Source organism: Vannielia litorea (assembly GCF_018424695.1).
Taxonomy (GTDB): Bacteria; Pseudomonadota; Alphaproteobacteria; order Rhodobacterales; family Rhodobacteraceae; genus Vannielia; species Vannielia litorea_A.
This window is the reverse complement of the sequence record NZ_QTNQ01000060.1, coordinates 1-26,290: the sequence shown is the minus strand read 5'-3', so window position 1 is coordinate 26,290 and position 26,290 is coordinate 1. Positions and strand designations below refer to the sequence as shown.

Below are 26,290 nucleotides of genomic sequence, written 5' to 3'. Positions count from 1 at the left end.
CGTCTGCCCGGCTGGCACGCGCTGTTCCTGCCCGGCGACGTCAAGCGCAACCTTGAAAGCCCCGACGTGGGGGTGATCCGGGCTACGTAGTCATCCCAGTCGCGCACCTTGGGGATGCCGGCGGCGAAACGGCCGTCGTGGAAGAAGATGACACTCGGGGTCTTCAGCACGCCCGTCGCCTCGCGCAGGGCGGTTTCGATGGCGTCATCGACCACGGCGCAATCGAACTTGCCCTGGAAGGCCATTTTCAGCTCCGGCAGGATCACCGCCACGTCGGGGCTTTCAAGGTTGCGCTTGACGTCGCCGGGCAGGAACAGCGCGTGCCAGCCGGGCAGACGGGTGAAGCTTTCCAACTCGGCTTCGGTGCTCAGCCGGGGCCAGCCCAGCTCGCCCGTCAGCCGCTCGATCAGCGCATGTGTCATCCGGTTTTCTCTCCGTTGTCGAGGGCCGCTTGAAGGTGCGGCGGAAGTTGGGGCGCGCGCGCCTCAAGGTCAGCGAAGGCATCGCCAAGCTCGCCGCCCTGCATCAGCGCGCGCAGGCCCCCGAGGGCCTTGCGGATCTGTGCGGCCTCCTCGGCGCAGATCACCTCGCGGGCGGCGCCAAGGAAGGTCAGAACCCAAGTACCGGGGGCCAGCGGGCCGGTGAGGGACAGGTCGATCAGCGCCACCTCATCGCCGTCCCGCGCCTGCGCGGCAATGCCCTCGACCGAGACGATCTGCACCGGGATGCCCACGCACATGGGCCTAGTCGCCCGCCGGGAAGAAGCGCGCATCGCCGGTGCGGCAGGCCTCGCTCGCGGCGGGGCGCCCGGCCTCATAAGCGGCGCGCTTGATCGACGGATCGGCCAGCAGGCTCTCGTCGCCCTGCCCTGCCTCGGCTTCGATGCCCCAGGCCTTCAACCGCTCCAGAGCCACCGCAATTGCCGGTTCGATCTGGGCGGCAACCACATCGCGCAGCCCGCCGCCGTAATCTTCCAGCTCCTCAGGCTGACAGCCGATCAGCAGCAGCTCGGGCGGGCAGTAGCCCATGAGCTGGGCGGTTGCGATCACGTCCTGAAATCCGGTCTGGTGAAGGCTCATCTTCTTGGCGCCCATGAAGCGCGGCACCTCGTCGCCCTCGACGATCTTCAACGTGCCGGGCACGAGGCCGTAATCCACCGCGTCGAAAACGATGAGCGCGTCGGCCTCTTCGAGAAAGGGCAGCAGGTAGAGCCCCTGGGTGCCGCCATCGAGCAGGCGGACGGTCTCGGGAAAAGCGTGGGAGGCGACCAGCGTTTCGACGCAGCGCACGCCAAAGCCCTCATCCGCCCACAGCACGTTACCGATGCCCAGAACGAGCACGCGCTTGCTCATTTTCAGCTCTCCTCCCTGATGGAAACTGGCAACGCAGCTTCCGATATTCCCTCAGATCGAAGATAATCCATCCGGCTCCGGGTGCGGATCAGAAAAATGAACACCGCCCGAACAGCTCTTACCGCTTTGTTTTCAAGAGATCTGACAGGACATGCGGCGTTGGGTCGGCCCAAGCATATGGTTAATGTTCTTCCATATCTTCGCAAAAATGGAAATCTGACTATCACGCAATGAGGGCGGCCACATGGGCTGCCCTCTTGATTCGTGCCTTCCGGCTTGCTGGCGCCCGGCTCAATCGGGCCGGTCGTCCTTGAAGGTGCGGTGGCCGGAGATCATCGTGGAGACGATCGACTGGCGGCTCATGATGTCTTCGCGGATCGCCACGTAGATGTGGATGATCATGAAGATCACGATCCACCACATGCCGAGGTGATGGTAGGTGTGCAGGTAATGCGGGTTGTCGCCGAACACCCCGAAGACCCAGCCGAACATCTTGAACAGCGTTGAATCGTGCCCCAACCCCTCGGAATAGAGCGCGAGGCCGGTGACGATCATGAAGGTGACGCCGAGCGTGAAGAAGCAGAACATCGCGAGCTGTGCCAGCGGGTTGTGGCCCACGTATTTCTTCGGTGCGTCGGTGAGGAAGGCATACCACTTGATCTCGTGGAAGACCTCGCGCCAAAAGCTGCCCCGCCAGACCGGAACATAGAAGAGCTGCCGGGCATGGTGGTTGCCGAAGATCGCCCAGTAAATGCGCCCCAGAAAGCCGATACAGAGGATCCATCCGGCGGCGAAATGGGCAAAGCGGATATAGCCGAAGACAAACTGGTGCGTCGCCTCCGAGATCTGCATCGAGGGCGGCGGCGCACCGATGAAATAGCCGGTGATGCAGAGCGTCAGGATGGCTAAAGCGTTGATCCAGTGCCAGAGCCGCACCGGCACCTCGTAGACGTAAACGCTGGTCTGGCGCGAGGCGCTGGCGAGATCTTCGGCATCGGCATGGGCGCCGGTGAGCGAAGAGCGGGGGTCTGTGGCCTCACTGCTCATCCCGGCCTCCCCGGCGCAGCCAGCGCAGGAGGCCCAGACCCAGGGCCAGGGCGATGATCCCCAGCCCATGCAGGGGCGAGAAGGCATAATGTGCCGCGCCGGTCAGGGCCGCGTCATGGCCCGGGTGGGCCAGCGCGGGCGCGGCGAGGGTGAGGGCCGCAAGTGTTGTCGTGATGCGTTTCATGGTTGTCTCCTCCCTGCGCGCTCAGCGCACTTTCACGCGGGTCAGCTCTTCGCCGTCCGGGCTCATCACATGGGTCGAACAGGCAAGGCACGGGTCGAAGCTGTGCAGGGTGCGCAGGATCTCCACCGGCTCGTCGGGCCGCTCCATCTTGGTGTTCATCAGCGAGGCCTCGAAGGCGCCGATGTTGCCCGCCGTATCGCGCGGCGAGCCGTTCCAGGTGGTGGGCACGACGCATTGGTAGTTCTCGATGCGCCCGTCCTTGATCTTGATCCAGTGGCCCAGCGCCCCGCGCGGCGCCTCGGTGGCCCCCACACCCTTGGCCTCCTTCGGCCAGGTGGAGGGATCCCACTTCTCGACGTTGGCGGTGCTCTCGTCGCCGTTCTTGATGTTGGTGACGAGCTTGTCGAAGAAGTGCTTTTGCAACCGCCCGCAATACTCGCTTTCCAGCGCCCGCGCCGCGGTGCGGCCCAGAGTGGAGAACAGCGCGCTGAGCGGCAGGTTCATGTCGCGCAGCAGCCCGTCGACCTGGTTCTTGATGTCTTCGTGGCCCTTGGCATAGCCCACCACGTAGCGGGCGAGCGGACCCACCTCCATCGCGTGGCCCTTCCAGCGCGGTGCCTTGATCCAGCTGTATTTGGCCGCCTCGTCGAGCTCTTCGATGTTGGTGCGGGTGCCCTTGGCGTTTGGCCCCAGCTCGTATTGCGCCTCGGTGATGCCATCCCAGGGGTGCAGCCCCTTGCCGGCCTCGCCGTAGGTGTACCAGCTGTGATCGACGAATTCCTGCACCTGCTCGGGGTCGCGCTGATCGACATCATGCACCTCTTCGAGGTTGCCGTTGATGACGGCGCCGCGCGGCAGGTAGAGGTTCTCGGCCGAGAAATCATTGGGGTTCTCGGGGATGTCGCCATAGGCAAGGCAGGCCTGAGACGACAGGCCACCGCCATAGAGCCAGTTCTTGTAGAAGCCGCCAATTGCTTTCACATCAGGCAGATAGACGTTGGTGTTGAACTCATGGCACTTGTCGATAATCGACGAGACCATGTTGAGCCGTTCCATGTTGATCGCACCCACTGCGCCCGTGCTGTGCACGTTGATCGGGCACGGCACACCGCCCACCAGCCAGTTCGGATGGGGGTTCTTGCCGCCGAAGATGGTGTGGACCTTCACGATCTCCTTCTGAAGATCGAGCGCTTCAAGGTAATGCGTGGTCGCCATCAGGTCGGCCTCGGGCGGAAGCAGGTAGGCCGGGTTGTCCCAGTAGCCGTTCTTGAACAGGCCAAGCTGGCCGGAGTCCACGAATTGTTTCAGGCGGTTCTGCACATCGCGGAAATACCCGGGGGAGGATAGCGGGTGCGACGGAGAGACCGCCTGCTGCAGCTCCGACGTTGCCTTCGGATCGGCCTTGAGGGCGTTGATCGGGTTGACCCAGTCGAGCGCGTGCAGGTGGTAGAAGTGAACCACGTGATCGTGGATCTCGAGGTTCAGCTGCATGATGTTGCGAATGGAGTTCGCGTTGTCGGGGATGGTGATGCCCAGCGCATCCTCAACCGCGCGCACAGAGGTGAGCGCGTGGGTGCCGGTGCAGACGCCGCAGATGCGCTCGGTGAAGGCCCAGGCGTCGCGCGGGTCGCGGCCCTTGAGGATCACCTCGAGCCCGCGCCACATGGTGCCGGTGCTGACCGCATTGCGGATGAAGCCCTCGTCATCCACGTTCACTTCGCAGCGCATGTGGCCTTCGATCCGGGTCACAGGATCGACCACGATGCGGCGGCCCGAGTTGTCGAGGTCGTAGCCGTTGGGGGTGTTGATGACAGCCATGGCTCAGACCTCCTCTTTCTTGCTTTGTGTCTTTTTCTGCGCGGCCTTCAGCGCGGTGACAGCGGCATGCACCGCCACGCCCGCGCCCACCACGCCTGCGGCGGCCATGCCCACCTTGTCGGCATTCGCCTCCACCCCGAACTGGGTCAGATCGGTCACCCGGTCATAGAAACTGCCCTGGTCCCAGAAGCCGTCTTCCGAGCAGCCGATGCAGCCGTGGCCGGACTGGATGGGGAAAGAAACGCCCTCGTTCCAGCGCACCGTGGAACAGGCGTTGTAGGTGGTCGGGCCCTTGCAGCCCATCTTGTAAAGGCAGTAGCCCTTGCGCGCGTTCTCGTCGTCCCAGGCCTCCACGAACTGGCCCGCGTCGAAGTGCGGGCGGCGGTAGCATTTGTCGTGGATGCGCTGGCCATAAAACATCGCCGGGCGGCCCTGCCTGTCCAGCTCGGGGAGCCGGTCGAAGGTGAGCATGTAGGTGATAACGCCGGTCATGACCTCGGCAATCGGCGGGCAGCCGGGCACCTTGATGATCGGCTTGTCGGTGATGACCTTATGCACCGGCGTCGCCCGGGTGGGATTGGGCTTGGCGGCCTGCACGCAGCCGTAGGAGGCGCAGGCCCCCCAGCTGATGATCGCCTTGGCGTCCTTGGCGGCATGCTTCAGCTGATCGACGAAGGGTTTGCCGCCAACGATGCAGAACATGCCATCCTCGTTCAGCGGCGGGTTGCCCTCCACCGCGAGGATGTAGTTGCCCTTGTATTTCTGGATCGTGTCTTCCAGCGCCGCCTCCGCCTGGTGGCCCGCGGCGGCCATCAGCGTGTCGTCGTAATCGAGCGAGATCATCGAGAGCACCACGTCCTTGGCCAGCGGGTGGGCCGAGCGGATGAAGCTTTCGGAACAACAGGTGCATTCAAGCCCGTGCACCCAGATCACCGGCGTGCGCGGCTTGGTTTCCATCGCATGGGCGATCTTGGGCACCATTGTAGGCGCGAGCCCCAGAGCAGCGGCGGTGAGAGAGCAGTATTTCATGAAGCTGCGGCGGGTGATCCCTTGCCGGCGCATCACGTCGTAGAAGGTTTCGATCTGGCTCAAGCTGGCTCCTCCCGTGATCCGATTCGCGCGGGATGCCATCGCATACCCACGTCCCCACACCATGGATTTCACGGGCCTCAGGGCGGTTCCACGCAAATGCCCCGGAAATGGGCGTTCCGGTTTTCGTTATTTCTGTCAGAGGGTTGCGCGCGAAATACGCGAGGATTCCGCAGCTGCGAACGGGAGAGCGGTAACCGCTTCACCGCCTGAGCGGAAAGCGCCTTACCGGGACACCCTCAGAGGCGGGTGGCCGCCGCGATTAGCGCCTGCCCCAGCGCCAGGCCACCGTCGTTGGCGGGGGTGGTGCGGTGAATCATGACGTTGTAGTCCGACAGAGCCTTGCGCATCAGGGCAGAAAGCAGCGCATTCTGGAAGCACCCTCCGGAGAGCACCACATGGTCAACGGATTGACCCGCCATCGCGCCAAGAACCGCCCCCTCGAAGAGCCGCACGAGCCAGAGATGAAACGCGAAGGCCAGATCTTCGATCCGTGCGCCTGAACGCCGCCCCGCGGCGATTGCCCTGAACAGCTCTGCGGTGTCCAGCGGCCCCGAAGCGACCGACGGCGTCGGAATACCCGTCGCAAGACTATAGCGGCGCAGCCCGCTTGATGCCCGCGCCATCGCCTCAAGCCGCATCGCCGCCTCCCCTTCGAAGCTCTGTCCATCGGGACAGATCCCCAGACACGCCGCCACCGCGTCGAAGAGCCGCCCGGCGGAGGACGAGAGCGGTGCGTTCATTTCCTTATCCGCCGCCATCCGGGCCATCGCCACGGGCCGGTCGGCAAAGAGCTCATCGGCCCAGTCCGAAAGCCCCGCCTGATCCAGCCGAGCCAGCGCGTTGCGCCACGGCTCCCGCGCGGCCATGTCACCGCCGATCAGCGGCGCGGGCTTCAGCCAGGCCTTCCGCTCGAAACCCCGGTAATCGCCCAGCAGCACCTCCCCGCCCCAGGCCGTGCCGTCCGGCCCGAGGCCGATGCCGTCAAGAACGATCCCGGCCACCTTGCCACCGTCGAGCGGCCAGAGGTTCTCGGCGAGGCAGCTCGCCAAATGCGCGTGGTGGTGCTGCACCTCCACCACCGGCAGGCCCTTGCTGCGGGCGTGCTGCGATGCGCGAAAATCGGGGTGCAGGTCACAGGCGACCAGCTCAGGGGCATGGTCGAAGAGTTCGGCGTAATCCCTGTCAGCCGCCAGGAACGCCTCGTAGGTCAGCGCCTCGTCCAGCTCGCCCAGGTGGTGCCCGAGCAGAGCCTGCCCGTTCTTCAGAAGGCAGATCGCCGATTTCATCTGCCCGCCATAGGCCACCACCTGCGGCGCTGCCTCGAAACCCTCTGGCAGCGGCTGGGTGCCGGGCACCCGCCCGCGCGCCCTACGCAACACCATGGGCGGCACGGCCCGTTCCACGGAGTCGTCCAACCGCCGCGCGATCTCGCGGTCGTGCATCAGGAAGGCATCCGCGAAGGGCGCCAGCTTCTCCCGCGCCTCGTCATTGCCGATCACCATCGGCTCGCCGGAGAGGTTGCCGGAGGTCATTACCAGCGGGCGCGCCACGGCGTCCATCAGCAGGTGGTGCAGCGGTGTGGCGGGCAGCATCCAGCCGAGGGTGGATTGGCCCGGCGCGATGGCTGCGGGCAGGGTTTGCCCGCGCTTGTCCAGCAGCACAATGGGCGCGGCGGGGTCGGTCAGCAGGGCTTTGTCGGCCTCGGTCACCGCGCAGGCGGCGCGGATCATGGGGAGGGTGCCCATGAGGGCCAAGGGCTTGGTGGGGCGGTGTTTCCTCTCTCTCAGCCGGGCCACCGACGCCGCGTTGGTCGCGTCGCAGGCCAGGTGGAAGCCGCCCAGCCCCTTCACCGCCAGCACCTCCCCTTCCAACAGCCGCTGCGCCGCCGCCGCGATGGGGTCCGCCGCCTCCGGCTCGATCCAGAGCCGCGGGCCGCAGGCAGCGCAGGCCACCGGCTGGGCGTGGAAGCGCCTGTCTCCGGGGTCGGCATACTCGGCGGCGCAGGCCTCGCAGAGTGGAAAGGCGGCCATGGTGGTCTGCGCCCGGTCGTAGGGCAGGCCTTTGAGGATCGTGAAGCGCGGGCCGCAGTGCGTGCAGTTGGCGAAGGGGTAGCCGTGGCGGCGGTCCTCCTGGTCACGCAGTTCGGCAAGGCAGGCGTCGCAGGTGGCAGCGTCTGGAGTGACGCGGGTTTCGGCCCCCTGCCCCTCGCTTGCAACGATCTCGAAGCTCTCGCCGGGGGCAAACGCCACCGCGCGGCTCTCCACGGCATCCACCCGCGCCAGCGGCGGGGCCTCGGCCTTCAGCGCCGCCTCGAATGCATCGAGCCCGTCGCCCGCCACACGGATCAGCACGCCTTCCGGGTCGTTCAGCACCTCGCCGCGCAGCCCCATGCCGCGCGCCAGCTGCCAGACGAAGGGCCGGAAGCCCACGCCCTGCACCTGCCCGCGCACGCGGATTTCACGCGCCTTGCTCAATGCACCGTGCAGACCATGCAGGGATCAAACGAGCGCACGATGTGCTGCACCGAAAGCGGCGTGTCCTCCCCGTCGCGCACCTCCGCGCCCACCAGTGCCGCCTCGACCGGGCCGGGCACGCCTGCGGCGTCCCGCGGAGAGAAATTCCAGGTCGTCGGCGCGATGATCTGATAGTGCGCGATCTTTCCGCCCTCGATCCGCAGCCAGTGGCCCAACGAGCCGCGCGCCGCCTCCACCAGCCCGGCGCCCTCGCCGTCCTTCGGCAAGGTGAAGGGAGCCATGAAGCTTTCGGCCGGATCAATTGCGGCCAGCAGCCGCTCCAGCTCGATCTGGGTGCGGGCGATTTCCAGCAGCCGCCCCACGATGCGCGCCCGAACGCTTGCCTCCGGTGCCAGCGCCAGCGCCAGCGGATGGCCGTCGATCACCTGCCGGGCCAGCGCGCCGGTCTCGAAGGTCTCACCGCCCAGCCTGGGCGCCTTGCACCAGCTATATCCGGGCTCGGCCATCGCGGCGTCGGGCACCGTCTGGCCTGTTGTCGGGTGGGCCGCTTCGCCCAGCATCCATGCGTGTGAGAGGTCTTCCCGGATCGCCGCCGGGTCGAAGGCCCCCGCCGCGCCGCCCGCCCAGACCCCGGGCGCAAAAACCCGCCCGTCCGGCCCCGGGTAGGCGCCGAAGGAGAGGTAGCGTGCCGCGCTTCTGCCGCTTGTCACCAGCCGCAGATCCCGGGCGATCTCAAGAAAGAGCGCCACGTCGCCCGTGCTCCAGCCCTCCAGCGCCTCGACACTGCCCAACTCTGCGAACTCTTCCAGCGGGGCCCCGAAGAGCGTGCCTTCAAGGTAGACACGGAAGGCCTTGAGGCTTGCGCCGATCCGCAGCTTGTCCCGCATCGAGGGGGCGCGGGTGACGCCACCGGGCTGGACGGCAAGCGTGTGGGGCCACTTGCCGCCGAGCATGCCGACGATATGAAAGAGCCGCGCGCGGGCCTCGGTGGCGGCATGGAGCGCGGAGCCCTTCATCGCGGTGAAGCGCTGTGCGGCACGCGCGTGCCACGCGCGGCTCGCATAGCCCTCGCGGGCAAAGTCGGGCATGAAGAAGAGGTTGAAATGGGTCACATGGTCGGCGAGGTTTTCGACCGCGTGAAGCAGCGCTGCGGTGCGCGCGCCCGAAGGCGGCATCTCTGCGCCCGAGGCTTCGGCCAGCGCCAGCGCCGCCGCAACCGATTGACTTATAGAGCAAATCCCGCAGATGCGTGGCGTGATCGTCAGCGCATCCATCGGGCCCTTGCCCAGCATCATCCGCTCGAAGCCGCGAAAGAGCGGCGAGTTGGCATAGGCCGCCGTCACCTCGCCACCCGCCACATCCAACCGGATTTCCAGATCGCCCTCCACCCGGTTGAACGGGCCGACAACCAGCCGTGTTTCGCTCATGTCTTCGTCTTCTTCAGGCTGGGGGGCACTTCGATGCGGTCGGCCACCGCGTTGCGGGCGATGCGGTTTGGCGTGGCGGCCTTGCTGAGGCTCGCGAGCGCCATGAACCAGGCCTTGGGCATGTCCGACGGCAGACCCACGGGGATGCCGGCGAACTTGGGCGTTTCGGTAAAGCCGTGGCCGGGCTCCTCGAACTCGGGCGCGGTGCAGTTGATGCAGGGATACCCCGCCCGGGTGCAGCTGCCCTCGCCGTTCCAGCCGCGAATGTTGCAATCGCCCACCGCCTGGGTGCCGATGCAGCCGAGGTGCTCCATCATGCAGCCCATCTCCGAGAGATGCGTGGCGCTGGCCTTGTACTCGTAAAACTCGTTCTTCGGGCAGGCGTGGTGCACGAGGTTGTCGGCGTAGAAGCGCGGGCGTGCGAGGCCGTCGAGCGCGCCCGCGTGCATTTCTCCGGCGGCAATCAGCATCAGCGTCTCGGTGACCCAATCGGGGTGGGTCGGGCAGCCCGCCACGTTGATCACGGGCAGGCCGGAGCGCGAAGTGAACTCGGCGGGCAGCGCGCCGCCCGGGAGCGATCCGTCGTATTGCACGCCCACCGCATCGGCGGGATTCTCGCCCGCCGAGGTAACCCCGCCATAGGTGGCGCAGGTGCCCACGGCCACCACGTGCTCGGCCTTCGGCGCGAGGCTCTGCACCCAGTCCAGCATCGACCGCCCCGTTCCGGACAGCATGTGGAACTTGCCGGTGCCGCCCGGCCCCCGGACAATGGAGCCCTCGATACAGAGGATGTCGAGCGCCTGCTCCCCCGCCTCGATCGCCTCCAGCATCCTGCGGACGGGCGCGCCGGTGGCTTCGCTCAGGCTGGGGTGCCAGAGAAACTTCAGCCCCGCGCCGTCCAGCAGGGCAAAAACGTTGGGATCTTCGGCGCAGAGCAGCGACATGGTGCAGCCGCCGCAGCCCGCCGATTGCAGCCAGAGAATGTTCATGCCGCCTCTCCGCCCGGCAGGGTGAGCCGGAAGCAGGCGCCCGGTCCGCCGCCTTCCACCAGCTCTAGCGCGCCGCCATGTTCCTCGACGATCTTGTGGCTGATCGACAGCCCAAGGCCGGTGCCCTTGCCCACCTCCTTGGTAGTGAAGAACGGATCGAAGATCGTGGCCCTCATATCTTCGGGCACCCCGGGGCCGGCATCGCAGACATCCATCACCACCCTGTCGCCCTCCTGGCGCGTCTCGAAACGGATTTCCGGTGCGGCGCTGCCGGCCATCGCATCCACCGCATTCTGCACGAGGTTCATCAGCACCTGCTGAATATGCCCCCGTCGGCCGGTCACCATGCAGCGCGGCGCGCCCTCGAAGGTCAGTGCGACCTCCGATTTCATGCCGCGCTCGATCCAGCTTGCCGAGAGTCGGGCCACCTCGACCAGATCGAAGCAGGTGCTCTCGCCCGAGCCGTCGGCGGAGAGGCGGCGGAGGTCTTCCACGATGTCGCGCACGCGCTCCGCCCCGTCTCGTGCGCCGGTGACGGCCCCGCGCAGGTTGGCAAGGTTGCGGTCCAGCTTCAGTTCGGCGCGCAGGGCAATCAGCTCCTCGCGCGAGGCACCGGCCTGCACCCGCTCGAAATAGGTTTCGAAACGGTTGAGGTACTTATCCAGCGTGTAGGTGTTGGCGTAGACAAAGCTGATCGGGTTGTTCAGCTCATGCGCCACGCCCGCCAGGAGGCGGCCCAGCGAGGCCATCTTCTCGTTGCGCACCAGCTGGCCTTGCGTGTCCTTCAGCTCGCGGTGCGAGGTTTCCAGCTCGTCATAGGCGCGCAGCAGCTCGCCCATGGGCCGCCCGGCGAGGATGGCGCCGGTGGCCTTGCCGCGCCGGTCGAGCCGGGGCGAAATGCGAAACTCCACCGGTTCGCGCCCCGCGGCGGTGACCATCTGCGCGCTCACCTCGCGGACCTCGCGGGCCGCCAGCGTGCGGGCGATGGCATCACGCACTCGCGCCCCCTCCTCGGCGTCGAACACCTCGGAGATCATCACCCCGGTCATCGCCTCCACCGCTTTGCCCTGCGCCGCACAGAAAGAGGCGCTGGCTTCGGCAATGCGGCCCGAACGATCTGTCACCACGAGGTAGTCGCTGATCGAAGTCATGATAGAGCCGAGAAAGTTGCGCAGGCTGGTCAGCTCGGCGTTCCGCGCTTCCAGTTCTTCCTGGTAGTCCACCAGCTCGGCATAGGTGCGGTCCATGGCCTGAAGCACGTCAGACCAGACCTCCTCGCCCACAAGACCCTCGCCCGGCGTTGTGTCGGCATTGCTTTGCATGGGGGGGGACTGTTCCATCACCGCGCGAGCATATCGGGCTTTCTGCACGATGCAAAGAATCCGCAAGTCTCGCCGCGCCCATCAACGAGGCACCGTCTCGGCTGCAGTGCCGCTTTCGTCCGCAACTCGTTAACCGCAAGCTCACCCCCGGTCTCAAAGATTAAAAACAGTCTTGACTGTTTGTTTTTTTGCGCGGCAGTCTGGAGGCGTAAGATACGTGGGGGATGCGCGATGACGGCTCAGGATGACTACAAGAACCGCAGCTATGGCGAGATCCCGGTTGGCCTTGGCGCCAAGCCCGGCATCGTGGTGGTGGATTTCCAGAAGGGGTTTACCGAGCCGCAGTATCCGCTCGGCGGCGCGCCCCTGGTGATGCGCGCGCTGGAGAACACCGAGAAACTTCTCAAGGTCGCCCGCGCCTATGGCGTGCCGGTGGCGAGCTGCAATACCGCTTACATGAACGAGCGCGAGATGCCCTATTGGAAGATCACCGCCGTGCGCGAGACCTTCCGCCACGACCACCCCAGCGCCGCGCTCGATCCGCGCATATATGATCCGGAGTATGACCTTGTGGTCTGCAAGAAAGGGCCGTCAATCTTCTTCAACACCGATGTGGCCGACTACTTCGCCAAGGAGCGGGTGGATACGGTGATCGTCACCGGCTGCAACACCAGCGGCTGCATCCGCGCCAGCTCCATCGACAGCTTCAGCCACCGTTATCGCACACTGGTGCCCGAAGACTGCGTGGGCGACATCGAAGAGCAGCCCCATCGCGACAACCTCCGCGACCTGGGGCGGCGCTACGTCGATGTGGTCGACCTGCAATATACGCTCGACTTCCTCGAAAGCTGGCACAAGGCGCAGGCGGCGGCCTGAGCCGACGCCATGAATTGAAAGGGGCCGCTGCGGCCCGCAACACAGAGGCGACATGACACTGAAGCTGCTGAAGAACGCCCGCATCGTCGACGGAACGGCGAGCGAGCCCACCGATCCGATGGGAATCGTGATCGAAGACGGGATGATCCGCGAGGTCGGCCCCGCGGCCACCGCCGAGACCGACGAGGTGCTCGATCTGAAGGGCCTCACCGTCATGCCCGGCCTGATCGACTGCCACGTGCATGTCATTGCCACCACCGCCAACCTCGGCCTCAACGCCGCCCTGCCCGCCTCGCTCATCGCCGCCCGCAGCAGCCTGTTGATGCGCAACATGGTGATGCGGGGCTTCACCACGGTGCGCGATCTCGGCGGCGCAGACCGGGGCCTTCAACAGGCGGTCGACGAGGGCGCCTTTCTCGGCCCGCGGCTGGTGATCTGCGGCAAGGCCCTGTCGCAGACCGGCGGGCACACCGACTATCGCGGCCCCTACGACAACAAGAATGCCAGCTGGTATGACCAGAGCCTCGGCGCGATGGGCCGCATCTGCGATGGCGTGCCCGAAGTGCAGCGCGCGGTGCGCGAAGAGATCAAGAACGGCGCGCAGTTCGTGAAGGCCATGGCCGATGGCGGCGTGTCCTCCCCCTCCGATCCGGTCGGCTACCTCGTGTTCTCTGTCGACGAACTGAAGGCGATGGTCGAGATGGCCAAGGGCTTCGGAACCTATGCCACCGGTCACCTCTACTCCGACGAGGCGATCGTGCGGGCGCTGGACTGCGGCTTCGAATGCATCGAGCACGGCAACCTGATCGCGGATGACACCATCGCCCGCATCGCCAAGGAGGGCATCCCCGTGGTGCCCACCAACATCACCTATGATCTGCTGGCGCGAAAGGGGGCAGAGTTCGGCCTGCCGCCTGAGTCCGTCGCCAAGGTCTCGGACGTGCGTGAACATGGGCTCGAACGGCTGGAGAAGTTCCACGCCGCGGGCGTCACCATGGGCTACGGCTCCGACCTGCTGGGCGGCATGCAAACCGAGCAATCGGGCGAGTTCACCCTGCGCGGACGTTACATTCCCGCCGATGCGGTGATCCGCTCGGCCACGGTGGATGCGGCCAAGGTGCTGCGGATGGAAGGCCAGATTGGCACCATCGCGCCCGGCGCCCACGCCGATATCATCGCCGTCGAGGGCAACCCGCTGGATGACCTGTCACTGCTCACGGAACAGGGGGCGCATATGCCACTCATCCTCAAGGCTGGGGAGGCGGTCAAGCAGGCCGCAACGCTCTGATGGCCAGCTTACGCGACTACACCGCCCTCAGCTTCGACGTCTACGGTACGCTGATCGACTGGGAGGCCGGCATGATCTCGGGGCTGAAGCCCCTGACCGACCGGCTGGATACCGAGATGTCCGACAACGCGGTGCTGGAGATGCACGCCCGCAACGAAAGCGCGGCACAGGCCCAAACGCCGGGCCGCGCCTACGGCAGCCTGCTGGCCACGGTCTATCGCCGCTGCGCCGAGGAGCTGGGCCTGTCGGTGGAGTGGGACGAATGCGAGCGCTACGGCGCCACCGTGCCACACTGGCCCGCCTTTGAAGACAGCGCCGATGCGCTGGCCTACCTCAAGCAGCACTACAAGATGATCGTGCTCTCCAACGTCGACAACCGCAGCTTCGACGGCGCCGCGAAGAAGCTGGGGATCGCGTGGGATGCGATCTACACCGCCGAGGATATCGGCAGCTACAAGCCCAACCAGCGCAACTTCGATTACCTGCTGCGCGGGATCGGCACGCTGGGCGTGGAGAAGGCACAGCTGCTGCACACCGCCGAGAGCATGTTCCATGACCACGTGCCGGGCCGGGCCAACGGGCTCGACAACGCCTGGATCTACCGGCGGCACGCGAAACAGGGATTCGGGGCCACCATGGACCCCGGGCAACTGGCCGAGGTGACCTTCCGGTTCAACTCGCTCAGGGAAATGGCCGAGGCACACGAGAGCGGCAAAATCTGATCACCCAACCGGCCGACCTGCCCCCGAAAGAGCGGGCGGCCAGACCACTCAACCAACGGGGAACCGACCATGAAGAACCTTCTGACCTGCACCGCCCTTGCCGGGATGCTGATGACCGGCACCGCATCGGCGGAAACCAACTTTATCGCCAACAGCTTCTACGATGGCGCCGTGCCGATGTCGGGCGAGGGCTACATCCGCTGGGCCGAGCTCGTGCAGGAGCTTTCGGACGGCGATCTCGTGCCCGAAGTCTTCACCGGAACCGTCCTTCTGGCCCCGCGTGCCGCGCTTCAGGGCATTCAGGACAACGTGGTGCAGGTGGCGCACCACGCCGCCATCTACACCCCCTCCGACCTGCCGGTGTCGAACGCCGTGCAGGAGCTTGGCTTCGCTTACTCCGATCCGGTTGCCGCGATCTTCGCCGTCACCGACTTCTCGATGAACAACGAAGTCCAGCTTCAGGAGTGGGCCGACAAGGGCCTCGTCTACCTCGGCGCCTATGCCACGCCCGCCTATGTGCTGATGTGCTCCAGCCCGGTGCGCAATCTCGAAGAGATGAAGGGCAAGCGCATCCGCACCGCCGGTTCCGCCGTGTCGGTCTGGGTGGAAGACGCCGGCGGCATCCCCGTCAATGTCCCCTCCTCCGAAATGTACACCGGCCTTGAGCGCGGCACGCTGGATTGCGCCACCAACGCCGCGAGCGATCTCGTGGACCGCTCCCTGATGGAGGTGGCCGAGCACACCACGCTGCTCTCCACCGGCATGTACTGGTCGGGCCCGCAGTGGGGCTACAACCCCGACTTCTGGGCCGGGCTCACGCCCGAGCAGCGCAGCGTGCTGATGGAGGCCTCGGCCCGCTCGATGGCCCGCATCGTCATCGCCTACAACGAGAAGGTCGAGGCCGGGCTTGAAGCCTCCAAGGCCGCGGGCGGCAACGTCTACGAGCCCGAGCAGGACCTGGCCGATCATGTCGCCGAGTTCCGCGACCGTACCACCGCCGCCACCGTCGAGAAGGCGGGCGCCGACTTTGGTGTGGAAGACCCCGAAGCGCTGATCGGCGACTTCCAGGCCACCATGCAGAAGTGGACGGACATGCTGGCCGATGTCGACACCACCGACGAGGACGCATTGACCGACCTTGCGATGCAGGAGATCTTCTCCAAGATCGACCCGGCCACCTACGGCGTCGAATAAGCCCACGCGCGGCGGGCCCGGCACCGCGCCGGGCCCCCTGCCCCACAGGACAGCCCCATGCAGCTCCTTCACGGCCTGATCCGCTGGCTGAACATCGGCACCGTCACCGCGGCCTGCGTGGTCATGGGCCTGATGATGGCCCACATCACCCTCGACGTCGGGGTGCGCTACTTCGTCAACGGCCAGATCGTCGGCACGCTTGAATGGGTATCGTTCTACTACATGGTGGCGCTGGTCTTCCTCGCCTTCGGCTACGTCGAGCTGAAAAACGAGAACATCCGGGTGGACCTCTTCGCCCAGATGATGCCGAAGGGCGTGCAGCTCGGGCTCTACCTCTTCGCCTGCCTGCTGGGCCTGATCTTCTTCGGCATGCTCTTCTGGCAATCGCTGGTCGATGCGATCAAGGCCACAGGCCGCGCCGAAGAGGCGATGAGCAACTTCCGCTTCTACATCTGGCCCGCCCGCTGGGCGCTGCCCATCGGCTTTGCCGGGGCGCTTCTGGCGGTGCTGTCGAACCTTCTCAAAGCCATAACACGGCGGCAGGCGCTCTGATGCGCAGCCGCACCGCGCCGATGGAGGCGACCTGATGACCAACCTCGAAATCGGCATCGCCGGTGTTGTCGCCGCCCTGGTGCTGATCGCCATCCGCGTGCCCATCGGGCTGGCGCTCGGCCTCGTGTCGATCGCGGGCATCGGGATCATGTTCAACATGAACGTGGCCTGGGGCATGATCTCGGCCACCCCTTTCGACTATGTCGGCCAGTGGGAGCTGTCGGCGGCCCCGATGTTCCTGCTGATGGGCTTCATCTGCTCTTCCACTGACATGACGCGTGGCCTTTTCCTCGCGCTCCGGCTCTATCTCGCGCGCCTGCCCGGCGGCCTCGCCATCACTTCGGTCGGAGCCTGTGCCTTCTTCGCCGCCGCCTCCGGCTCCTCGGTGGCCACAGCCTCGGCGATGTCGCGCATGGCGGTGCCCGAGATGCTCGACAACGGCTACGACCGCGGCCTCGCCACCGGCACCATCGCCGCCTCGGGCACGCTGGGCTCGCTCATCCCGCCCTCTGTCCTGCTCATCCTCTACGGGGTCTATGCGCAGGTTTCGGTGGGCCAGCTCTTCATGGCGGGGTTCATCCCCGGCCTGATTTCGGCGCTGATCTACATGGGCATGATCATGATCCGGGTGAAGCTGAAGCCGAGCCTCGCAGGCGATGTCGAGATCAACCCCACCCCGGAGGAACGCCGCGAGGCCTTCCGCGATGTCTGGCCCCTCCCCACGCTCATCCTCGTGGTGCTGGGCGGTATCTTCTCGGGCATCTTCTCGCCCACCGAAGCGGGTGCGCTGGGGGCCTTCGCCGCCCTCGTCATTGCCATCCTGCGCCGCAAGCTGACCCGTGCCGCGCTGTTTCAGGCCGTCTCGCAGGCAGTCATCTCCACCGCCTCGATTTTCATCATCCTGATCGGCTCGCTATTCTTCACCCGCTTCCTCGCGCTCTCGGGCTTTCCGCGGGCCTTCTCCGATGCGATCCTCTCGGTCAGCACGGAGACATGGTGGATCCTCTTTGCCGTCACCGTGATCTTCCTCGTGCTCGGCATGCTGATCGACAGCATCGGCCTGCTGCTGCTCACCCTGCCGATCCTCGTGCCGCTGGTGAACGAGGCGGGCATCAACCCGGTCTGGTTCGGCATCATCGTCATCAAGCTGTTGGAAATCGGGCTCATCACCCCGCCCATCGGGCTGAACGTCTACATGATCAACGGGGCGCTCAACAATCGCGTCACCCTGCCCGAGATCTTCCGGGGCATTACCTGGTTCCTCGCGATGGACGTGCTGACACTTGTCATCCTCATCGCCTTCCCGATCCTGACGCTGTGGTTGCCGTCCCTCGCGTACTGATTGCATATTTATTGGCCGTTTGAAGAGGAGGGCGAATGGCGGAAAGCACGACAGAGCCGAAACGGAGCGAACGCCGGGCCCAGGCGCGCTCCATCGCCACACGCAAGAAGCTGATCGAGGCCACGCTCGACGAGATTCTTGCCAAGGGCTACAACTCGGCCACCACCAATGATTTCGCGAGTCGGGCCGGGGTGTCTCGCGGGGCGCTGTTGCACCACTTCCCCGCCCGCTCCGACATCATCGTCGCTGCCATGGAGCACCTGCTGCGCGATGCCACCGCCGAGATCCGCGACGTGGCCGCCAAGGTTGCCCGCACCGAGGTGACCCTCGGGGATTTCGTCGAGTTCCTGTGGGATATGTTCTCGGGCCGGGTTTTCTACCTGTCGCTGGAGTTCATCAACGAAGCCCGGACAGATGGCGAGCTGCGGGCACAGATGATGCCCGTGGTGAAGGATTTTCACGCTGCGCTCGACAGCATCTGGCGGGAATTTCAGAAGCAGGCGGACGGCGGGCCGCAGGCCACGCTGACCGCGCTCAACATGACGGTCTGCCTGGTGCGCGGCATGGGGGTGCAGACGGTGCTGAAGGACGATCCCGCCTATTTTCGCACCATGCTGGAAACCTGGAAAACGATCCTGCCGCACATGCTGGAAGCCGCTCCCGAGGCACGGCCCGGGAAAGCGGCGGAATAGACTTCAGCTTGCGTTGCTGGCGGCGGGCCACACGTGCGGCCCGCCCGTCAAGAGCCTCAGGCCGCGCGCGCCATGGGCTGGGCCGAGGCCTCAACCAGCGCCTTGTGCAGCGCCGCTATGGCGGGCTCCAGATCATCGCGCTCCATGATGAACTGCACGTCCACGTTGCGCGGCCCCTGGCTGGCGCCAATCGCCTCCAGCCCGGCCCCGGCGATGGCTTGCAGGCCACGGGTCAGAACCGACAGGCCCGACAGGTCGCGCCCAATGACCGAGGCCATCGAGATGGCCCGCGTGCTGATCTCGGAGGAGGGATAAAGCCGCGATAGGTCGTTCTCGACCCGGCGCAGCACCTTCATCGAGGCATCCACGTAATGGGTGATCGTATTGGCGTTCGACACCTTCGAGACGATCCGCACGTTGTGGCGCGCCAGGATGTCCAGAATGGCCGCGTCATAGCCTTTGACGCCCACCATATCCTGCTCGAAGAGCTCAAGCGCAAAGAGCTTGAGGCCCGTCACGATCTCCACCGCAGCGCTCTCCGCCGGGCGGTCGTCGATCAGCGTGCCCGGATCGTCCGGCTCGAAGGCATTGGTCACTCGCAGCGGCACCTCGGCCTGACGAAGGGTCTTGGCCGCCTTGGGGTGGATCGCCTCCATGCCAAGGTTCGAAAGCTGGTCGGCCACGTCATAGTTTGTGCGGCCCAGCTTGTGCGCAGCGCCGTGGCCAACCAGGTTCGGGTCGGCGGAAGAGAGGTGGAACTCCTTGTGGATGATGGCTTCGCGGGCGCCCGTCAGGGCGGCAAGACGCGAGAAGGTCACCTCGGAATAACCGCGGTCGAACTCACCCATCAGCCCTTCAAGGCACTGGGCATAGCCCGTGACGATGGGCATCTCCACCATCGGGTCGATCCCTTCGAGCGCCGCTTCGATGCGCCCGCCGAGATCCAGCCCGCCCTCGTCGCGCCAGCCGGACAGGTCGACAAACCGCGCCTTCACCCCCGACCGCTTCAGCAGCAGCGTGGTAACATAGGCCGAATGTGCCTCGCCCATGCCAGCCAGAAGCTCGCGCGTGTGGGCCAGGTTCTCCGACAGGCGGAAGTGCCCGTGGGAGCACAAGCGGCGCAGGTTCAGCAGGCTTGTGCGTGCGCCCTGAATGCGATCTTTCACGAAGGTGTCGGCCTCGGCGCGGTCGGCGTCATCGTCCAACACCCGCGCGTTCGCTTCGCGCATGGCCTCGGCCACGCGGGTCAGCCGCGCCTCCCAGCCCTCGCCCTCGGCGTCGTCGCCCATGGCATAGGCGGCATACACGCCCGGCTCGCCGGTTTTCTTGTGCTCCAGCAGGAGGTTTGTGATGCCGCCGAAGGCAGACACCACGAACACCCGGCCATAGAGCTCATCGGCGTTGCGCCCTCCGAGGATGAGCGTATCGCGCAGGTCATGAATGCGGTCCATCGAGGTACCGCCGATCTTTTCAACCGTGTGGGTCATGTCAGGCCTCCACGGCCTCGTCGGCGGCGGCGTAGGAACCATCTTCACGGTGCACCTCGGTGCCGGTCACGGGCGGGTTGAAGCAGCAGGCCATCACCAGCTCCTCTTCCGCGCGCAGCACGTGGCGGTCATGCTTGTCGAGGGCATACATCACGCCGGGCTTGATCTCATGGGTTTCGCCAGTTGCGAGATCGGTGATCGAGCCCTTGCCCTGCATGCAGTAGACGCTCTCGAAGTGGTTCTTGTACTCGAACGTATGTTCAGAACCCGGCTCGAGGAAGGTGATGTGGAAGGAGAAGCCCATTCCATCATCGGCCAGCAGCATCCGCACCGAACTCCATTGCGCGTCATTCACGACGCGGTCGCGCTCGTTTTTGACGATCTCGTTGAAATCTCTGACAATCATCGGGGTTACTCCGCTGCAATCTTGGCTTGGCTGTCCAGCACGCCACGGGCGGCAGTCAGCAGAATGTCGAAGCCCTTGGAGAAGGTCTCGACGGGCGTGGTGAGGGGGGCGAGCACCTTGACCACCTGGTCTTCGCTGCCCGAAGTCTCGATGACGAGGCCCATCTCGTAGGCGCGCGCGCAGATGGCACCGGCCAGCTCGCCCGAGCCCACGTCGACGCCCTGCATCAGGCCACGGCCCTTGAGGGTCGCGCCGGGCACCATCGCGGCAAGATCGGCCAGACGGTCGTGGATGAGCTGCTGCTTCTCGGCCAGCTCCTTCTGGAAGGCATCGTCGGCCCAGAACTTCTCGATCGCCACGCGGGCGGTCACGAAGGCATGGGTGTTGCCCCGGAAGGTGCCGTTGTGCTCGGCGGGGCCGAACACGTCATGCTCGGGGCGCACCAGCACGGCGGCGAAGGGCAGGCCGAAGCCCGAAAGGCTCTTGGCCATGGTGACGATATCGGGCGTCACACCCATCTCCTCGAAGGAGAAGAAGGTGCCCGTCCGGCCGCACCCGGCCTGGATGTCGTCGATGATGAGCAGCGCGCCATGCTTCTTGGCAATCGCCGCGATGTGCTGCACCCACTCAGTCCGCGCGGCATTGAGGCCGCCCTCGCCCTGCACGGTTTCGAGCATGATCGCGGCGGGCGCGTCGATGCCGCCGGAGGCGTCCGACAACATCTTCTCAAGCTGGGCGGCCGTGTCGACACCCTCGCCGAAGAAGCCGTCAAAGGGCATCCGCGTCACGCCGTGAAGGTCCATCGCGGCGCCGCCCCGGTGGTAGCCGTTGCCGGTGGCCGCCAGCGCCCCCATGGTCACGCCGTGGAAGCCGTTGGTGAAGGCGATGATGTTCGTGCGGCCGGTGACCTTGCGGGCGATCTTCATCGCCGCCTCGACGGCGTTCGCGCCAGTCGGGCCGGTGAACATGATGCGGTGATCCATCTCGCGCGGGGCGAGGATGTGCCTGTCGAAGGCCTCGATGAAGGCGGCCTTGGTGCTGGTGTGCAGATCGAGACCGTGGGCGATGCCATCGTCGGTGATGTGCTCGACCAGCGCGGCCTTCATGTCGGGGTCGTTGTGGCCGTAGTTCAGTGACGAGCAGCCTGCCAGAAAGTCGATCCAGCTGTTGCCATCGGCGTCGATCAGCTCCGAGCCGCGGCCCTTCGCGAAGATCGCGGGCATACCACGGCAGTAGGATCGTGCCGCACTTTCGCGGCGTGTGAAAATGTCATCGGTCAAGGTCATGTCCTTGGGCATGAGGAATCCTTTCAGGATTTGATCCGGTCTGTTTGGAAGAGGTCGATCAGGCTGCGCGCGCCAGCGCACCGGGGGTGGGCAGGCTGATCGTCACCATGTGTTCGGTGTCGTGCTGACCGCCGAAATGCTCTTCGCTCTCGAAGTGCGGCTCGTCGGTCAGTTCGCCTCCGATAGAGCGGGCAAAGCTGCGAAACAGCGCCCAGGAGGCATCGTTATCTTCGGTGATCGTGGTTTTCAGGTGGTCGGCATCATCGCAGGCGTCGCGCTCGATGAGCTCGGCCAGCATCTTCTTGCCAAGACCAAGGCCACGAGCCTTGGGGCTCACGGCCACTTGCCAGACGAAGAGTTCGTCCTTCGCCGGGATAATATGGCCGGAGATCCAGCCCACCACTTCGCCGTTCAGTTCCGCCACAACGCAGGTGTCACGGAAGTGATCGGCCTGAATGAGGTTGGCATACATGGAATTCTCGTCGAGAGGCTTGCAGCTTTTTACAAGCTCCCAGATGTCCGCCCCGTCCGTCGCATCGGGTTTGCGCAGGCGGGGCTGGCGAGATCGGGGTTCGGCAAGATCTTTCGGCATGTGGCTCTGTCCTCTCATTTTCCTTCGGAAAGCTAAGTAGTCGGCTTTGAGTCATAATTCAACAGCCGAAGCAAAGTTCCGAAGAGATTTCACAGAAAGTGCATATTTTGCGGATGATCGGGCTTTTTCCCACTTGCGGGCACAAGATTTTGCTTCACACGGCAAAGCACTCTTGCGCAGCGATCTCAGGCGTAACTCCTTTGGGGATTGAACTGAAACGCCAATTCATGCGAAACTAAAGGGATGACCGGAAGTCCCGTGGATCGTGTTGACGAGAGCCTGATCGCCCTGCGCCGCATCCTGCGCGCCACGGCGCTCTACGACCGTGACCTTGCCAGCTCGGCGGGGGTCACACCGGCGCAGCTTCGGGTCCTTCAAATCCTGCATGGCAGGCCCGGTGGCAGCTTCACCCCCAAAGGGCTGGCCGTTCAGATGGGCGTCGCCCAGGCGACGGTGACGGCGATCACCGACAAGTTGGAACGGGCCGGGTGGATTACCCGGCACCGCTCGGCGACCGACCGGCGGCAAACCGATGTTGTCATCACGGATACCGGAAGGGCCGTTGTGCGCGATGCGCCCGACGCCTTGCAGCAGCGCTTTGTCCGTGCCTTCGGGCAGATGGCCGATTGGGAGCAGGCGCAGCTGTTGGCCTCGCTGGAGCGGGTCGCGGCGATGCTGGACGCGGAAGACATCGATGCCTCCCCCGTGCTCACCGCCGGAGACATCCACACCGCGCAGAAGCGCCACTAACCCGCTTTTCCGCATCGCGCCTATGGCCACCGCCGCGGGCCGATGGCAGGTTGCGCGCCATGCGGAAGCCCCCCTATTACACCGGCCCGGTGAGTGACCATTTCGACGGCCTCAGGTTTCACTCCCCCGGGCAACCTTCGCCCGACAAGAGCTTCGCCCAGCTCTGGCGCTGGCGGCGCGAGGGACAGCGCGCGCCCTGGCCCGCGCAGGTGCCCGTCACCCCTGCGCTCCCCCCGGCCCGCAGCACGGCCCCCCGGATCACGATGGTCGGCCATGCCACCCTGCTCATCCAGGTCGCGGGGCTGAACCTGCTGACAGATCCGGTCTGGGCCGATCGGGCGAGCCCGGTGCGCTTTGCCGGGCCCCGGCGGGTGACAGCCCCGGGCGTGGCCTTCAACGACCTGCCGCCCATCGACGCCGTGCTGCTCAGCCACAACCACTATGACCACCTCTGCATCGCCACCCTGCGCCGCCTGCAGGCCCGCGACGCCCCGCAGATGGTGATGCCGTTGGGCACAGATGCCACCGTGCGGCGGCGCGTGCCCGGCGCGCGGATCGAGCTGGGCGACTGGCACGATGAAGTCCCCCTGCCCGGCGGTGTCACGCTCACCCTGACGCGGGCCAACCACTGGTCCTCGCGTGGGCTGCGCGACAGGCGCATGGCGCTCTGGTGTGGCTACTGGATCGAAGCGCCCGGAGCGCGCATCTGGTTTGCCGGAGACACCGGCTATGGCGACGGGGCGATCTTCCGTGACCTGCACGCCCGCCACGGCGCACCCGACATCGCGCTCATTCCCATCGGGGCCTATGAGCCGCGCTGGTTCATGGGCGATCAGCACGTGGCACCGGAGGATTCGGTGCGCATCTTTCAGGACGTGCAGGCGCGCCAGGCGCTCGGGTTTCACTGGGGCACCTTCCAGCTCACCGACGAGCCAAGGGAAGAGCCGTGCGAGCTGCTCGCTGCGGCGCGCGCGGCGGCGGGCATCGCGCCGGAGCGCTTCGTGGCCCTGGCCCCGGGCGATGTGCATGTGGCCGATCCGGCGCCGAAGCTGACCAGCTCTCAGAGGTAAACCACCGCCTCGGCCAGCCAGCCCTGCCCAGCCGCCTGCGGCGTGATGCGCGCGGCGGCGGGCACGGGAAGAGCCAAGCTCTGCGCCGCGCCGTCCGCGCGGTAGTGCAAGGTGCAGCGCGGCCCGGTGGATGTGAGCGGCACCTCCGCGCGGGCCGTGGCGGCAAATCCATCGCGCCCGGCAAACTGCACCGCCTCCATCGGCGCGAAGTCCACCGCCCCGCCCTCCGCCTCGATCCGCCCCTGTGCCGCCGCCGTCAGCCCGATCACCGTGTAGCGCAGCAGGCAGGGCCGTGCGGGCAACTCCAGGCCGTAGCTCTGCGGTTGCAGCTTGTCGCCCAGGATCGGGCGTTCCGCCGCGCCGAGCACCGCGGCGCGCAGGGTGATCTCGATGCAGCCGAACGGCACGCTCTGGCCGGGTGGTAGCAGGTAGAAACCCTCTGCAGGCTTGCCCGCCACCTGCAATTCATAGCGCCCTTCCGGCAGATCGGAGAGATCGGCACGCAGCCAGCCGTCCACCACGGGCAGCGCGCCAAGCTGCGCGCCGCTGGCAGTCCGCGTCAGCTGCGCGCCCTGCCCGCCAGCCGGCAATTTCAGCGCCAGCATCGGCCCCTGTGCGGCCGCGCCGGTGCCCGAGGGCGGTGACAGCCACCGCAGCCCGTCTTTCAAATGGGTCGCCCGATTGTCGTAACAGCGCACCAGCGGCGGCTCTGGCAGGTCGGTCAGCGTGTAGAGTTCCGGCGCCTCCGCCTCCATCCGAAAGGTCAGAACGCAATCGTCGGGCGCTTGCAGAACGGGCGTGCCGTCATCGCCCTCCCGCGCATGGAGCCCGAGACTTCCGGCGGGCACATTCGGGTCGGCCCGCAGCCCGAAGGCCCGCATCGCCGCCGCCGTCTCCGGCGTGGGCACAAGCCGCAACGGCAGGGGCGCGGTCAGGGCAGCATGGCCAATCCGGGCCGAGAGCAAGGGCACCCACGCCAGCTTCACGGGCGCGGCTCCAGCCCCAGCCGTGTGATCGGGGCCCCGGCGCGCTCTGCCCTGTCATCGGCCACCAGCAGCATCCGCACCTTGTAAAGCGCCGAGGGCACGTAGTGGCCGCCGAGCACCGTCCAGATGTTGAAGATCTCCTGCAAATTCAAATCCACCCATTCGACGCTCAGCTTGGTCATGCCCGCAGGCAGCCCCGGGTCCGCGCCCGCCCGGTAGTGCGGCTTGCCCTGAAAATGGTCGATCGCGCCCGAAAGCAGCTTCAGCCCGTCGCCGTAGGCATCCTCGAAATGGGCCGAGACCAGCACATCGAGATTGAGCGCCAGCAGCGGCGCGCGCGAAATCATCTGCCCCTCGTCGGGCTGCACACGCGGCGCGGTGCCCGAAGCCGTGGGATCACGCTCGATGTTGATGAGGCTGAGGCAGAGGCGTGATTTGAGGCCCGGCGGCGGCGTGCCGTCAGCCTGTGTCAGCGCCGAGAGAAGCACCCAGTCCTGTGCCGTGGGAAAGCGCTGCACCAGCGCCCGGTTGAGCGTGCCGCGCAGGAATTCGAGCGCGTCGTAGATCATGCCAGCCGCTCCGTCACCCTGTCGCTCTTGAGCACCTCGCGCCGCGCGGCGGCCTCCAGGTCGTCCTGCGTCAGGCTGTGCCGGTCTTCTGCCAGCGCGCCCAGCATGGCGTCGCGCAGCGCGTTGACGATGGCGGCCCCGGTCAGCTCGTAGCGTGCGGCAAGGCGCTGCAGATCGACGTCACGCGCCAGCCAGTCGCCCTCGCGGAAGGCATTCTGCCACAGCCGCAGCCGCGCCGCCGCATCCGGATCGCCAAAGGCCACCACGCTCTGGAACCGCCGGGTAAAGGCGGCATCCAGATTGCCCCGCAGGTTGGTCGCCAGCAGCATGGTTCCCTCGAAGGCCTCCATCCGCTGGAGGATATAGGCGACTTCCTGGTTGGCATAGCGGTCATTCGAGCTGCGCGCCTCGGTGCGCTGCGAGAAGAGCGCATCGGCCTCGTCGAAGAACAGGATCCAGCCGAAGCGCTCGGCGGCGTCGAACAGGCGGGCGAGGTTTTTCTCGGTCTCGCCGATCCACTTGGAGGCGATCTGCGACAGGTCCGCCCGATAAACCTCGCGCTCGGCGCGTTGGCCCAGCAGCGCGGCGGCCAAAGTCTTGCCGGTGCCGGGCGGGCCGTGGAAGAGCGCGCGAAAGCCCCGGCCCACCAGCCGCCCCGGCCCCGCGCCATGATCGAGCCGGTCACCCAGCCGGGCCCAGCGCAGCACCTGCTCCAGCGCCGCTTCGGTGCGCGGCTCCAGCACGAGGTCGTCCCAGCGCAGCCGGGTGGTGAG

General features: G+C 66.1%; 27 protein-coding genes. 9 read left to right on the top strand and 18 right to left on the bottom strand.

What is annotated here, in order from left to right:
* The 11 genes from DYI42_RS17245 to DYI42_RS17195 form a co-directional block, all read right to left on the bottom strand.
* A partial coding sequence (locus DYI42_RS17245) for a hypothetical protein (RefSeq protein ID WP_213547462.1) occupies positions 1–422 on the bottom strand: 422 nt, incomplete at its 3' end.
* Positions 419–739, bottom strand: coding sequence for a HypC/HybG/HupF family hydrogenase formation chaperone (locus DYI42_RS17240; RefSeq protein ID WP_213547459.1), 321 nt, complete (start codon positions 737–739; stop codon positions 419–421). The genes DYI42_RS17245 and DYI42_RS17240, both read right to left, overlap by 4 nt.
* Positions 740–743: 4 nt before the next feature.
* Positions 744–1,352 carry a HyaD/HybD family hydrogenase maturation endopeptidase gene (locus DYI42_RS17235; RefSeq protein ID WP_213547457.1) on the bottom strand — a complete coding sequence of 203 codons (609 nt, stop codon included), beginning with the start codon at positions 1,350–1,352 and terminating at the stop codon, positions 744–746.
* Between the two features lie 291 nt (positions 1,353–1,643).
* Entirely contained in the window at positions 1,644–2,399 is a 756-nt protein-coding gene (gene cybH, locus DYI42_RS17230; RefSeq protein ID WP_213547455.1) for a Ni/Fe-hydrogenase, b-type cytochrome subunit, read from the bottom strand.
* Positions 2,389–2,583, bottom strand: a complete 195-nt coding sequence (locus tag DYI42_RS17225; RefSeq protein WP_213547453.1) for a hypothetical protein — start codon at positions 2,581–2,583, stop codon at positions 2,389–2,391. The genes cybH and DYI42_RS17225 overlap by 11 nt, the downstream gene beginning before the upstream one ends.
* Before the next feature lie 21 nt (positions 2,584–2,604).
* On the bottom strand, positions 2,605–4,401 hold the full coding sequence (locus DYI42_RS17220) for a nickel-dependent hydrogenase large subunit (RefSeq protein ID WP_213547451.1): 1,797 nt from the start codon (positions 4,399–4,401) through the stop codon (positions 2,605–2,607).
* Between the two features lie 3 nt (positions 4,402–4,404).
* On the bottom strand, positions 4,405–5,493 hold the full coding sequence (locus DYI42_RS17215; protein ID WP_213547449.1) for a hydrogenase small subunit: 1,089 nt from the start codon (positions 5,491–5,493) through the stop codon (positions 4,405–4,407).
* Positions 5,494–5,729: 236 nt separating this feature from the next.
* A complete protein-coding gene (hypF, locus tag DYI42_RS17210) occupies positions 5,730–7,967 on the bottom strand; it encodes a carbamoyltransferase HypF (protein WP_213547447.1) in 2,238 nt (745 codons plus the stop codon).
* A complete protein-coding gene (locus tag DYI42_RS17205; protein ID WP_213547445.1) occupies positions 7,964–9,394 on the bottom strand; it encodes a nickel-dependent hydrogenase large subunit in 1,431 nt (476 codons plus the stop codon). The genes hypF and DYI42_RS17205 overlap by 4 nt, the downstream gene beginning before the upstream one ends.
* Positions 9,391–10,383 carry a HupU protein gene (locus tag DYI42_RS17200; protein ID WP_213547443.1) on the bottom strand — a complete coding sequence of 331 codons (993 nt, stop codon included), beginning with the start codon at positions 10,381–10,383 and terminating at the stop codon, positions 9,391–9,393. Before DYI42_RS17200 ends, DYI42_RS17205 begins: the two co-directional genes overlap by 4 nt.
* The gene (locus tag DYI42_RS17195; RefSeq protein ID WP_244867992.1) at positions 10,380–11,723 is read right to left on the bottom strand and encodes a PAS domain-containing sensor histidine kinase; all 1,344 of its coding nucleotides are present in this window, start codon (positions 11,721–11,723) and stop codon (positions 10,380–10,382) included. The genes DYI42_RS17200 and DYI42_RS17195 overlap by 4 nt, the downstream gene beginning before the upstream one ends.
* A 213-nt stretch (positions 11,724–11,936) precedes the next feature.
* Between DYI42_RS17195 and DYI42_RS17190 the strand changes: the two genes are divergently transcribed.
* From DYI42_RS17190 to DYI42_RS17160, 7 genes are all read left to right on the top strand, one after another.
* Positions 11,937–12,581 carry an isochorismatase family protein gene (locus tag DYI42_RS17190; protein WP_213547441.1) on the top strand — a complete coding sequence of 215 codons (645 nt, stop codon included), beginning with the start codon at positions 11,937–11,939 and terminating at the stop codon, positions 12,579–12,581.
* A 52-nt stretch (positions 12,582–12,633) separates the two neighbouring features.
* Entirely contained in the window at positions 12,634–13,869 is a 1,236-nt protein-coding gene (locus DYI42_RS17185) for a metal-dependent hydrolase family protein (protein WP_213547439.1), read from the top strand.
* Positions 13,869–14,591, top strand: a complete 723-nt coding sequence (locus DYI42_RS17180; protein ID WP_213547437.1) for a haloacid dehalogenase type II — start codon at positions 13,869–13,871, stop codon at positions 14,589–14,591. Before DYI42_RS17185 ends, DYI42_RS17180 begins: the two co-directional genes overlap by 1 nt.
* Positions 14,592–14,660: 69 nt before the next feature.
* Positions 14,661–15,785: a C4-dicarboxylate TRAP transporter substrate-binding protein gene (locus DYI42_RS17175; RefSeq protein ID WP_213547428.1), complete on the top strand. Its 1,125-nt coding sequence runs from the start codon at positions 14,661–14,663 to the stop codon at positions 15,783–15,785.
* A gap of 57 nt (positions 15,786–15,842) precedes the next feature.
* Complete coding sequence (locus DYI42_RS17170) at positions 15,843–16,337, top strand: TRAP transporter small permease subunit (RefSeq protein WP_213547426.1); 495 nt, start codon at positions 15,843–15,845, stop codon at positions 16,335–16,337.
* A gap of 34 nt (positions 16,338–16,371) precedes the next feature.
* A complete protein-coding gene (locus DYI42_RS17165) occupies positions 16,372–17,679 on the top strand; it encodes a TRAP transporter large permease (RefSeq protein WP_213547424.1) in 1,308 nt (435 codons plus the stop codon).
* Between the two features lie 35 nt (positions 17,680–17,714).
* Complete coding sequence (locus tag DYI42_RS17160) at positions 17,715–18,371, top strand: TetR/AcrR family transcriptional regulator (RefSeq protein WP_213547422.1); 657 nt, start codon at positions 17,715–17,717, stop codon at positions 18,369–18,371.
* Positions 18,372–18,427: 56 nt separating this feature from the next.
* On the opposite strand, the gene DYI42_RS17155 is transcribed toward DYI42_RS17160, so the two are convergent.
* From DYI42_RS17155 to ectA, 4 genes are read right to left on the bottom strand one after another with little or no spacing between them, the layout of a single operon-like run.
* Positions 18,428–19,858, bottom strand: a complete 1,431-nt coding sequence (locus DYI42_RS17155) for an aspartate kinase (RefSeq protein WP_213547420.1) — start codon at positions 19,856–19,858, stop codon at positions 18,428–18,430.
* A gap of 1 nt (position 19,859) precedes the next feature.
* A complete protein-coding gene (locus tag DYI42_RS17150; RefSeq protein ID WP_213547418.1) occupies positions 19,860–20,264 on the bottom strand; it encodes an ectoine synthase in 405 nt (134 codons plus the stop codon).
* A 5-nt stretch (positions 20,265–20,269) separates the two neighbouring features.
* Positions 20,270–21,562, bottom strand: coding sequence for a diaminobutyrate--2-oxoglutarate transaminase (gene ectB / locus DYI42_RS17145; RefSeq protein ID WP_213547416.1), 1,293 nt, complete (start codon positions 21,560–21,562; stop codon positions 20,270–20,272).
* Between the two features lie 46 nt (positions 21,563–21,608).
* Positions 21,609–22,142, bottom strand: a complete 534-nt coding sequence (ectA, locus tag DYI42_RS17140; RefSeq protein WP_213547414.1) for a diaminobutyrate acetyltransferase — start codon at positions 22,140–22,142, stop codon at positions 21,609–21,611.
* A gap of 243 nt (positions 22,143–22,385) precedes the next feature.
* Here ectA and DYI42_RS17135 point away from each other — a divergent pair, with 243 nt between their 5' ends.
* Together DYI42_RS17135 and DYI42_RS17130 are read left to right on the top strand one after the other, a co-directional pair.
* Positions 22,386–22,892: a MarR family winged helix-turn-helix transcriptional regulator gene (locus tag DYI42_RS17135; protein WP_213547412.1), complete on the top strand. Its 507-nt coding sequence runs from the start codon at positions 22,386–22,388 to the stop codon at positions 22,890–22,892.
* Positions 22,893–22,951: 59 nt separating this feature from the next.
* On the top strand, positions 22,952–23,962 hold the full coding sequence (locus DYI42_RS17130) for an MBL fold metallo-hydrolase (RefSeq protein WP_213547411.1): 1,011 nt from the start codon (positions 22,952–22,954) through the stop codon (positions 23,960–23,962).
* On the opposite strand, the gene DYI42_RS17125 is transcribed toward DYI42_RS17130, so the two are convergent.
* The 3 genes from DYI42_RS17125 to DYI42_RS17115 all read right to left on the bottom strand — a co-directional run.
* The gene (locus DYI42_RS17125) at positions 23,953–24,948 is read right to left on the bottom strand and encodes a hypothetical protein (protein ID WP_213547400.1); all 996 of its coding nucleotides are present in this window, start codon (positions 24,946–24,948) and stop codon (positions 23,953–23,955) included. The two genes, DYI42_RS17130 and DYI42_RS17125, sit on opposite strands and share 10 nt — an antisense overlap.
* Positions 24,945–25,517, bottom strand: coding sequence for a DUF4255 domain-containing protein (locus DYI42_RS17120; RefSeq protein ID WP_213547399.1), 573 nt, complete (start codon positions 25,515–25,517; stop codon positions 24,945–24,947). The genes DYI42_RS17125 and DYI42_RS17120 overlap by 4 nt, the downstream gene beginning before the upstream one ends.
* The coding region (locus tag DYI42_RS17115; RefSeq protein ID WP_213547398.1) for an ATP-binding protein at positions 25,514–26,290 on the bottom strand (777 nt) is incomplete at its 5' end. The genes DYI42_RS17115 and DYI42_RS17120, both read right to left, overlap by 4 nt.

Bases quoted from the DNA above. Each gene is read 5' to 3' on its own strand.
- DYI42_RS17240 (WP_213547459.1), bottom strand. From the start codon at position 739: ATGTGCGTGGGCATCCCGGTGCAGATCGTCTCGGTCGAGGGCATTGCC.
- DYI42_RS17235 (WP_213547457.1), bottom strand. From the start codon at position 1,352: ATGAGCAAGCGCGTGCTCGTTCTGGGCATCGGTAACGTGCTGTGGGCG.
- cybH (WP_213547455.1), bottom strand. From the start codon at position 2,399: ATGAGCAGTGAGGCCACAGACCCCCGCTCTTCGCTCACCGGCGCCCAT.
- DYI42_RS17225 (WP_213547453.1), bottom strand. From the start codon at position 2,583: ATGAAACGCATCACGACAACACTTGCGGCCCTCACCCTCGCCGCGCCC.
- DYI42_RS17220 (WP_213547451.1), bottom strand. From the start codon at position 4,401: ATGGCTGTCATCAACACCCCCAACGGCTACGACCTCGACAACTCGGGC.
- DYI42_RS17205 (WP_213547445.1), bottom strand. From the start codon at position 9,394: ATGAGCGAAACACGGCTGGTTGTCGGCCCGTTCAACCGGGTGGAGGGC.
- DYI42_RS17200 (WP_213547443.1), bottom strand. From the start codon at position 10,383: ATGAACATTCTCTGGCTGCAATCGGCGGGCTGCGGCGGCTGCACCATG.
- DYI42_RS17195 (WP_244867992.1), bottom strand. From the start codon at position 11,723: ATGGAACAGTCCCCCCCCATGCAAAGCAATGCCGACACAACGCCGGGC.
- DYI42_RS17190 (WP_213547441.1), top strand. From the start codon at position 11,937: ATGACGGCTCAGGATGACTACAAGAACCGCAGCTATGGCGAGATCCCG.
- DYI42_RS17185 (WP_213547439.1), top strand. From the start codon at position 12,634: ATGACACTGAAGCTGCTGAAGAACGCCCGCATCGTCGACGGAACGGCG.
- DYI42_RS17180 (WP_213547437.1), top strand. From the start codon at position 13,869: ATGGCCAGCTTACGCGACTACACCGCCCTCAGCTTCGACGTCTACGGT.
- DYI42_RS17175 (WP_213547428.1), top strand. From the start codon at position 14,661: ATGAAGAACCTTCTGACCTGCACCGCCCTTGCCGGGATGCTGATGACC.
- DYI42_RS17170 (WP_213547426.1), top strand. From the start codon at position 15,843: ATGCAGCTCCTTCACGGCCTGATCCGCTGGCTGAACATCGGCACCGTC.
- DYI42_RS17165 (WP_213547424.1), top strand. From the start codon at position 16,372: ATGACCAACCTCGAAATCGGCATCGCCGGTGTTGTCGCCGCCCTGGTG.
- DYI42_RS17160 (WP_213547422.1), top strand. From the start codon at position 17,715: ATGGCGGAAAGCACGACAGAGCCGAAACGGAGCGAACGCCGGGCCCAG.
- DYI42_RS17155 (WP_213547420.1), bottom strand. From the start codon at position 19,858: ATGACCCACACGGTTGAAAAGATCGGCGGTACCTCGATGGACCGCATT.
- DYI42_RS17150 (WP_213547418.1), bottom strand. From the start codon at position 20,264: ATGATTGTCAGAGATTTCAACGAGATCGTCAAAAACGAGCGCGACCGC.
- ectB (WP_213547416.1), bottom strand. From the start codon at position 21,562: ATGCCCAAGGACATGACCTTGACCGATGACATTTTCACACGCCGCGAA.
- ectA (WP_213547414.1), bottom strand. From the start codon at position 22,142: ATGCCGAAAGATCTTGCCGAACCCCGATCTCGCCAGCCCCGCCTGCGC.
- DYI42_RS17135 (WP_213547412.1), top strand. From the start codon at position 22,386: ATGACCGGAAGTCCCGTGGATCGTGTTGACGAGAGCCTGATCGCCCTG.
- DYI42_RS17130 (WP_213547411.1), top strand. From the start codon at position 22,952: ATGCGGAAGCCCCCCTATTACACCGGCCCGGTGAGTGACCATTTCGAC.
- DYI42_RS17120 (WP_213547399.1), bottom strand. From the start codon at position 25,517: ATGATCTACGACGCGCTCGAATTCCTGCGCGGCACGCTCAACCGGGCG.